11 protein-coding genes are annotated in these 8558 nt (G+C 65.0%); 7 read left to right on the plus strand and 4 right to left on the minus strand.

Annotated elements, in window-relative coordinates:
* From VF497_RS14080 to VF497_RS14095, 4 genes are all read left to right on the plus strand, one after another.
* Window positions 1–338, plus strand: a 338-nt coding sequence (locus VF497_RS14080) for a 2-C-methyl-D-erythritol 4-phosphate cytidylyltransferase (protein WP_330889783.1), incomplete at its 5' end; no start/stop codon positions are given.
* The gene (gene ispF, locus VF497_RS14085; RefSeq protein WP_330889785.1) at window positions 338–811 is read left to right on the plus strand and encodes a 2-C-methyl-D-erythritol 2,4-cyclodiphosphate synthase; all 474 of its coding nucleotides are present in this window, start codon (window positions 338–340) and stop codon (window positions 809–811) included. The genes VF497_RS14080 and ispF, both read left to right, overlap by 1 nt.
* Before the next feature lie 11 nt (window positions 812–822).
* Complete coding sequence (gene truD / locus VF497_RS14090) at window positions 823–1836, plus strand: tRNA pseudouridine(13) synthase TruD (protein ID WP_330889787.1); 1014 nt, start codon at window positions 823–825, stop codon at window positions 1834–1836.
* Window positions 1837–1936: 100 nt separating this feature from the next.
* Window positions 1937–2164, plus strand: a complete 228-nt coding sequence (locus tag VF497_RS14095; protein WP_330889789.1) for a hypothetical protein — start codon at window positions 1937–1939, stop codon at window positions 2162–2164.
* 6 nt (window positions 2165–2170) lie between these two features.
* Here the strand turns inward: VF497_RS14095 and VF497_RS14100 are convergent, their stop codons facing one another.
* From VF497_RS14100 to VF497_RS14110, 3 genes are read right to left on the minus strand one after another with little or no spacing between them, the layout of a single operon-like run.
* A complete protein-coding gene (locus VF497_RS14100) occupies window positions 2171–2716 on the minus strand; it encodes a Smr/MutS family protein (RefSeq protein ID WP_330889791.1) in 546 nt (181 codons plus the stop codon).
* A complete protein-coding gene (locus tag VF497_RS14105) occupies window positions 2713–3915 on the minus strand; it encodes a cupin domain-containing protein (RefSeq protein WP_330889793.1) in 1203 nt (400 codons plus the stop codon). The genes VF497_RS14100 and VF497_RS14105 overlap by 4 nt, the downstream gene beginning before the upstream one ends.
* An 8-nt stretch (window positions 3916–3923) precedes the next feature.
* On the minus strand, window positions 3924–4319 hold the full coding sequence (locus tag VF497_RS14110) for a helix-turn-helix domain-containing protein (RefSeq protein WP_330889795.1): 396 nt from the start codon (window positions 4317–4319) through the stop codon (window positions 3924–3926).
* Between the two features lie 168 nt (window positions 4320–4487).
* Here VF497_RS14110 and gstA point away from each other — a divergent pair, with 168 nt between their 5' ends.
* Complete coding sequence (gene gstA / locus VF497_RS14115; RefSeq protein WP_330889797.1) at window positions 4488–5111, plus strand: glutathione transferase GstA; 624 nt, start codon at window positions 4488–4490, stop codon at window positions 5109–5111.
* Window positions 5112–5164: 53 nt separating this feature from the next.
* On the opposite strand, the gene purB is transcribed toward gstA, so the two are convergent.
* Entirely contained in the window at window positions 5165–6532 is a 1368-nt protein-coding gene (gene purB / locus VF497_RS14120; protein ID WP_330889799.1) for an adenylosuccinate lyase, read from the minus strand.
* A 149-nt stretch (window positions 6533–6681) separates the two neighbouring features.
* On the opposite strand from purB, the gene VF497_RS14125 reads away from it, so the two are divergent.
* Together VF497_RS14125 and VF497_RS14130 are read left to right on the plus strand one after the other, a co-directional pair.
* Window positions 6682–8076: a class II fumarate hydratase gene (locus VF497_RS14125; protein ID WP_330889801.1), complete on the plus strand. Its 1395-nt coding sequence runs from the start codon at window positions 6682–6684 to the stop codon at window positions 8074–8076.
* Between the two features lie 137 nt (window positions 8077–8213).
* Window positions 8214–8558 (plus strand): hypothetical protein (locus tag VF497_RS14130; RefSeq protein ID WP_330889803.1); only part of this gene is annotated, 345 nt, incomplete at its 3' end.

Raw genomic sequence — 8558 nt, forward strand, 5'->3', positions numbered from 1 at the left:
GCCTGATGGCCATCGGCCAGGCCGACCCGATCGGCGCCATCCTCGCCGCGCCGGTGCGCGACACCATCAAGCGCGCGAACGAGGAAGGCCGCAGCAGCATGACCGAGCCGCGCGATCCGCTCTGGCGCGCGCTGACGCCGCAGATGTTCCGCCACGGCGAACTAGTTGCCGCGCTCGAGTCGGCGCGCGCGGCCGGCATTGCCGCCACCGACGAGGCGATGGCAATGGAGCGCGCGGGGCTCAAACCCTTGCTCGTCGAAGGCGCGGAAAGCAATATCAAGGTGACGACGCCGGCCGACATGATGCTGGCGGAATTCCTGCTCGGGAGGGAATGCTGATGCGCATTGGTCAAGGCCTCGACGTCCACGCTTTCGGCCCGGGCGACCATATCGTCCTCGGCGGTGTGCGCATCGCACACTCGCAGGGCGTGGTCGCGCATTCGGACGGCGACGTGGCGATCCACGCACTCTGCGATGCGATCCTCGGCGCGCTCGCGCTCGGCGACATCGGCACGCATTTCCCGCCGTCCGAAGAGCGCTGGCGCGGCGCTGACAGCCGCATGTTCCTGCGCCGCTGCGCCGAACTGATGCACGAACACGGCTACACGCTCGGCAACGCCGACATCACCATCGTCTGCGAGCGGCCGAAAGTCGCGCCGCACGCGCAGGCGATGCGCGAGCATCTTGCGGTCGATCTCGGCGCCGGCGCCGGCCAGATCGGGATCAAGGCGACGACGAGCGAGAAGCTCGGCTTCACCGGGCGCGGCGAGGGCATCGCGGCATTCGCGGTGGTGCTGCTCGTGCCGCGCTGAAGGACAGGAACATGACCGAACTCCCGCATGCGCACGGCGGTCCGCCGCTGACCGGCGTGCTGCGCGCTGCGCCGGAAGACTTCTTCGTCGAGGAAGATCTCGGCTTCGCCGCAGACGGTGCCGGCGAACACGTGTTGCTGCGCGTGGAAAAGCGCGGCGCGAACACCGACTTCGTCGCGCGCGAGCTGGCGAAATACGCGGACATCGCGCCCGACGCCGTGAGCTACGCGGGTTTGAAGGATCGCCACGCGGTCACGCGGCAAACCTTTTCGCTGCATCTGCCGGGGAAGCGCGTCGAACCCGACTGGATGGCGCTGCGGCACGAGGAGTTCCGCGTGCTCGAGGCCCAACGCCACAGCCGCAAGCTCAAGCGCGGCGCGCTCAAGGGCAACCGTTTCCGCATCGTCCTGCGTGAGGTCGCGGGCGATCGCGCCAGGGCCGAAATCCGCATCGCGGCGATCACATCGGGCGGTGTGCCGAACTATTTCGGCGAGCAACGCTTCGGTCATGGCGGTGCCAACGTCGAACGCGCGCTGAAAATGTTCGAGGGACGTCGCTTCCAGCGCCACGAGCGCAGTCTGCTGCTGTCCGCGGCGCGCTCGCACCTGTTCAATGCGGTGCTCGCCGAGCGCATCGAAGCCGGCAACTGGTGTACGCCGCTGGCGGGCGAGGTGTGGATGCTCGCGGGCACGCACAGCATCTTCGGACCCGAGCCGCTCGGCGACGAACTGGTCCGTCGCTTCGCCGACGGCGATATCGGCCTGACCGGGCCGCTGTGGGGCAAGGGCGCGCTGCGCAGCGCCGACGAGGTCGCGCAGATCGAAGCCGGCGTCGTTGCCCAGCATGCGCAACTTGCCACCGGGCTCGAAGCGAACGGCCTCAATCAGGAACGCCGTACGCTCGCTTTGCGGCCGCAGGATTTTTCAGTGAACTGGTTGACGGATCGCGACCTGGAACTGGTGTTTTGGCTGCCGGCCGGTGCCTATGCCACGGTAGTGTTGCGCGAAATCTGTGCCTGGATGTGAGCACGCACTTTCGGCACATGCAAATCTTGCGCGTTCGCCTATAGTGTCGTTAGCGGCTAGCGGTCGCTGGCTGCATTGGCAGGTTCCTCCGGAGATTGCCATGAAGCGTTCGATACTCCTCGCAGCGGGCATGTCCCTGGCTCTGGGCGGATGTGCATCGATGGGCGGCGCCCAGCACGCAAACAACCGGTTCGATTCCAACTCCGATATCGACATGGGCAAAGTGGTCGCGGTCAACCAGTGGGCGGAGACCAAGGGTGCGCGAGTCATGTGGATCAACTATCCACAGAAGCCGAAGAATCTGGATTCCGCAGGCTCGGTCAACTAGTTCAGGTCAACTGGCCAGCAATACGATCACGGCACCCGTGCCGCCCTGATTCGCTTTCGCCGAGGCGAAAGCGAGCACGTCGGCGCGGCGACGCAGCAGCCCGTCGACGAGGCGCTTGAGCACCGGCCCCTCGTTGCGCGAGCGCAGCCCCTTGCCGTGGATGATCTTCACACAGAGGCGGCGTTCGCGCCGGCTCTCGGCAAGGAACTGCGCGACCGCCTCGCGTGCGACAGCCTGCGTCATCTGGTGCAGATCGATCTCGTCGGCGACGCTGAACTGGCCGCGCTTGAGCTTGCGCAACAGCAGCGGCGAGTGGCCGTCCTTGAGATAGCTCAATTCCTCGCCGACTTCCATCAGTGCCGGATCGATGTCCGAATCGATCAGTTCACCCGGCACGCGCGCCTCGTCGAGCCGCGACTGCACCGGTTCTGGCGGCGGTCGCGGCCTTTCGTTCTCGGCGACGCGATGACGGATCGGACGCACGCTGCCGATCGCCTGCACGAACAGGTCGTGATCGTCGCTGCTGACCGCAGGCGCGCGCCGCTTCGTCATCGCCGGCGGATCAGTTGCAGATGCCCCGCATCGAACAGGGCCTTGAGTGTCGCCAGAGCCTGCGGGTTGGTCGTCAATCCGGCCAACACATTTCCTTCGATCTCGCGCTCGACGGCGAGCAGCCGGGCCAGTGCCGTCGGGCAGCGCAGCGCCTCGCCGGCGACGAACAACTCGGCCTCGCGTCCGTCGCGGCGCCAGGCGAAGCGGCTGAACGGATTGCGCAGCACGGTGGATTTCGGCAGGCGCCGCTGCAATTCGGGCAGACCGATTTCGCTGCCCGGTGCGGCGGCGATCTGCGCGCTGCGGTAGCGCGTGATGAAGCGACCGAACCAGTGCGCCAAGGTGGATTTTTCCACATTGGCAAAATGCGGCAACGCCCTGCGTACGCGCGCCAGCGCCGCGTCGTCGATTTCGCCGCTGTCGCGCGCTGGGGCAAGATCGGGGTCAACGTAACGGTCGTCCTCGGTCAACGGCTCGGCGAGGAATTCGGCGAAGTCGAACAGCAGCTCGGAGCGCGACGGCGCGCGCATGCCGACCGAATAGGTCGTGCACTCGCCGAACGCGACGCCGTCATGCGCGACACCGGGCGGCAGGTACAGCGCATCGCCCGGGTCGAGCAGCCATTCGTGCGTGGGTGAAAATTTGCGCAGCAGTTTCAGCTCGCCGTCGTCGCGGAACGCATCGGGCGCGAACGCACGCGGCTGTGCATCGATGCTCCAGCGCCGGTAACCTGCGCCTTGCACGAGGAACACGTCGTACTGGTCGACGTGCGGGCCGACGCCGCCGCCGTCGGTGGCGTAGCTCACCATCACGTCGTCGATGCGCCAGCTGGGGATGAAGGTGAAGCGCGCCAGCAGCGCGGCGACATCCATGTCCCACTTGTCGACGTCCTGCACCAGCAAGGTCCAGTGTGTCTTCGGCAGCCGCGCGAAATCGCGCTCGCGGAACGGGCCGTTGCGCAGCGTCCAGCGATCGCGTTTTTCGTTGCGCCGGACGATACGCGAAAGCGCGGCCTCCTCGCAGGCGAGGCCGGCGAGGTCGTCGGGCGCCACGGCATCCACGCCGCCCGCGAACATGCGGCGGATCAGCAGCGGCCGCTTCTGCCAGTAGTCGCGCAAGAACTGGCGTGGCGGCATGCCGAGCGGATGACGCGGCGTCGCGCGGACTTCGATGGCCGGCATCGTGGATGACGTTTTCATGCGCGGCTTCATGCGGCCAAGCGTCCCGCGATCGATGTACCGCGCGCGATCTTGGCCTCGCGACGATCGACCTCGGGCAACTTGTGTCCGATCGCGATCAGCGCCTTGATCGCCGGCATCATCTCGCGACCGAGCGGGGTCAGAGTGTATTCGGCCGAAGGCGGCGAGGTGTCGAGGAGGTGACGCGATACGAGGCCACGTATCTCCAGCTCGCGCAGGCGTGCGGACAGCACGCGCGCGGAAATCATCGGGATGTCGTGGCGCAGTTCGCCGAAGCGGCGCGGTTCGCCGGACAGCGCCCAGATCACGTTCGGCGCCCATGCACCACGCAGCAGCAGCAGGCTCTTCGTCAACGGACAAGTGGGCGGCGGACAGACTTTGCTCTTGCGCAGTGGCAGGCCCATGGCATGGTTACTCGCTGGTTCGCAGGTTACTCGGCGGATACCACATTTTAGCAGTTACCCGGGGTTAGATGGTATCCATCAGTAACCAGATATGGATACGATACTGCATCGGGATCGCGTCGGCCGCGCGGCCCGATACGAATCGTCTTCAATCAAGAGGAAAACCGCATGAAGCTCTATTATTCCCCTGGCGTCTGCTCGCTGTCTCCGCATATCGTCGCACGCGAAATCGGCCTGCCCATCGAGCTGGAGAAGGTCGATACGAAGACCAAGAAAACCGAAACCGGCCGCGACTTCCTCGCGATCAACCCGAAAGGTTATGTGCCGGTGCTCGAACTCGACAACGGCGAGGTGCTGACCGAAGGCCCGGCCATCGTGCAGTATCTCGGTGACCTCAAGCCCGGCAACACGGTGGTGCCGGCGAACGGCACGTTCGCGCGCGTGCGCCTGCAGGAGATGCTCGGCTACATCAACTCCGAGATCCACAAGACCTATTCGCCGCTGTTCCACGCGGAGACGCCGGAGGAAACGCGCGCCGAACGCAAGGCCTATCTGCACAAGCGCTACGAGCCGCTCGACGGCATCCTGGGCAAGCAGCCCTGGCTGCTCGGCGATACGTTCACCGCGGCCGACGCCTATCTGTTCGTGGTGACGCGCTGGGCGAAGGGAGCCAAGGTGGACCTGTCCGACCTGCACGCGCTTGCCGCGTTCCAGGAGCGTGTCGCCGCGCGTCCCGCCGTCCAAGCGGCGATGGCGGAAGAAGGGCTGATCAAGCACAAGGCCGCAGCTTGATCCGGTGCAGCCGGGCGAATGTTTCGACCCGGCTGTTTCGCATCAACTCTGGCTCAGATGTTTTTTGCCAGCGATTCGGCCACGCCGATGTAGCCTGCCGGCGTCAGCGCGAGAAGGCGCTGCTTGTCCGCATCGGGCAGGGCGAGGCCAGCGATGAATTCGCGCATCGACTCGCGTGTGATGCCTTGGCCGCGTGTGAGCGCCTTCAATTGTTCGTAGGGTTCGGGCAGGCCGTGGCGGCGCATCACGGTCTGCACGGCTTCGGCGAGCACTTCCCAGCTGGTGTCGAGATCGGCGGCGAGGCGCGCATCGTTCACATTTAGCTTGCCAAGACCGCGCATCAGCGAATCGAGCGCTATCTGCGTATGCCCGAACGCGGTGCCGAGCGTGCGCAGCACGGTCGAATCCGTGAGATCACGCTGCCAGCGCGAGATCGGCAGTTTCTCGGCGAAGTGGCCGAACAGCGCATTGGCGACGCCGAGATTGCCTTCGGCGTTTTCGAAATCGATCGGGTTGACCTTGTGCGGCATCGTCGACGAGCCGACTTCGCCGGCTTTGAGTGCCTGCTTGAAATAGCCTAGCGAGATGTAGGACCAGATGTCGCGGCACAGGTCGATCAGGATCACGTTCGCACGGCGTGTCGCATCGGCCAGCTCGGCGACGAAATCGTGCGGCTCGATTTGGGTCGTGTACGGATTGAACACGAGTCCCAGCGATTCGACGAAGCGCTGCGCCAGTGCTGGCCAGTCGACCTCGGGGTAGCTGATCGCATGTGCGTTGTAGTTGCCGACTGCGCCGTTGATCTTGCCGAGGATTTCCACGCTCGCGATCTGCTTGCGCTGGCGCTGCAGGCGCGCGATCACGTTGGCGAGTTCCTTGCCGAGCGTGGTCGGCGTGGCGGTCTGGCCATGCGTGCGCGACAGCATCGGCAGCGCGGCGTTCGCATGTGCGAGTTCGCGCAGCTTCGCGATCACGCCGTCGAGCGCGGGCAGCAGCACGCCGTCGCGTGCATCGCGCAGCATCAGCGCGTAGGCGAGGTTGTTGATGTCCTCGCTGGTGCAGGCGAAATGGACGAACTCCTTCGCTTTCGCCAGTTCCGCATCGTCGCCGATGCGCTGCTTGATGAAATACTCGATCGCCTTGACGTCGTGGTTGGTCGTGCGTTCGATTTCCTTGACCTTCTCGCCGTCGATCGTGGCAAACGCGTCGGCGATCGCGCGCAGTTTCGCCCGCGCCGCGGCGGAGAACGGTGCGACTTCGGCGATCGCTTCCTCGTCGGCCAGCGCCTCGAGCCAGCGCACTTCGACAAGGACGCGCCGCTGCATCAGGCCGTATTCGCTGAATATCGGGCGCAAGGCCTCGACTTTGGCGGCGTAGCGGCCGTCGAGTGGCGACAAGGCGGTGAGGGTGGAGTGGGTCATGGGACAGGCAGCGCTTTGGGGGGCGCAATGATACCAACAGCCAACCCCGTCATATCGGCAAAAAGCCGAAATGACTTGTTTTATCTTGATTTTGCTTCGCGCCAACGCAAACTCAGGATATTCATCGCAACCGACGAAGAGAGAGTGCCATGCCCGACTTCCGCATCGAACACGACAGCATGGGCGAGCTCAAGGTGCCTGCCGAGGCGCTGTACGGCGCACAGACGCAGCGCGCGGTCGACAATTTCCCGATCTCCGGCCTGCGCATGCCGCGCGAATTCATCCGCGCTTTGGGCATGATCAAGGCGGCCGCAGCCGTAGTGAACGCCAGCCTTGGACACCTGCCGAAAAACAAGGCGAAGGCGATCAGCAAGGCGGCCGAACGCGTCGCCGCGGGTGAGTTCGACGCGCAGTTCCCGATCGACGTGTTCCAGACCGGCTCGGCGACCTCGTCGAACATGAATGCGAACGAGGTGATCGCGCATCTGGCTTCCACGCCGAAGCTGAAGATTCATCCGAATGACGACGTCAACATGGGTCAGTCGTCGAACGACGTGATTCCGACCGCGATCCACGTCAGCGCGGCCTTGTCGGCGAGCGAGAAACTGCTGCCCGCGCTCAAGCACCTGCGCAAGACGATCGACCGTCGCGCGCAGGAGTTGAAAAAAATGGTCAAGACCGGCCGCACGCACCTGATGGATGCGATGCCGGTGACCTTCGGCCAGGAATTGTCCGGCTGGTCGGCGCAGATCGCATCGAACATCGCGCGCATCGAAAGCGCGCTGGAGCGCGTGCGTGCGCTGGCGCAGGGCGGCACGGCGGTCGGCACGGGCGTGAACGCCGATGCCAAGCTTGGTCCGGGCATCTGCAAGGAGCTGAGCCGCGCGACTGGTGTGCGTTTCGTCTCGGCGAAAAATTTCTTCGAGGGCCTGTCCTCGCAGGATGCTGCGGTCGAGCTGTCGGGCCAGCTCAAGACGCTCGCTGTGTCGCTGACCAAGATCGCCAACGACCTGCGCTGGATGAACTCGGGGCCGCTCGCGGGCATCGGCGAGATCGAATTGCCGGCGTTGCAGCCGGGCTCGTCGATCATGCCGGGCAAGGTCAATCCGGTGATCCCCGAAGCGGTGGCGATGGTTGCGGCGCAGGTAATCGGCAACGACGCGACGATCGCCGTGGCCGGCGCGAGCGGCAATTTCCAGCTCAACGTGATGTTGCCGGTGATCGCGTACAATTTGCTGCAAAGTATAGAAATTCTCGCGAATGCCTCGCGCCTGCTCGCCGACCGCGCGATCGCGGGATTCAAGGTGCGCCGTGATCGTGTCGGCGAGGCGCTCGCGCGCAATCCCATCCTCGTCACCGCGCTCAATCCGGTGATCGGTTACGAGGCGGGCGCGGCCGCGGCGAAGCGTGCCTACAAGGAAGGTCGGGCTATCCTCGATGTGGCGCTGGAAACGACCGATTTGTCGAAGGCGGAACTGGAAAAGCTGCTCGATCCGGCCGCGTTGACGCGCGGCGGCGTGCACGGCGGCTCGTCGGGCGGGTAAAATGTGATGCAGTTTGTCGATGCGCGTCACAAATTCTGTTTTCCGTCCTTGCGCTCGTCGTGTTGCAAACGTATCTAGCGGGCCAATGCCGCGGCAGCCTCTTGCTGCCGCAGTCTTTTTTTACAGGGGCAAAGAACATGTTGTGGTTCAAACGGTTTTCCGTTTTCGCAGGGGTATGTGCACTCGCCGCGGGCGCGGTGCATGCGCAGAGCGTGGCGATCACCGGCGCGGATTTCGAATCCGGCGCGGCCGACGCCAAGCTGGCCGAGATTGCGCGCCAGGCTGCGGCGAGTGGCAAGACCGTCGTCGTGACGACGCCGCCATACTGGCAGGCAAAGGTGGCCGGCAAGATCCGTGCGGCAGCGCCGAGCGTGCAGGTGAAGACCAGCGATGCGTTCTTCGAGAACGTGCTCGTGCGCATCGTCGATGTCGAAAAGCCGAAGCCGGAAGCGGCTGTCGCGGCGAAGCCGGCGGCTCCGGCA

Origin of the sequence: Rudaea sp. (assembly GCF_036383415.1) — a bacterium.
In the GTDB taxonomy this organism is placed as follows: Bacteria; Pseudomonadota; Gammaproteobacteria; order Xanthomonadales; family Rhodanobacteraceae; genus Rudaea.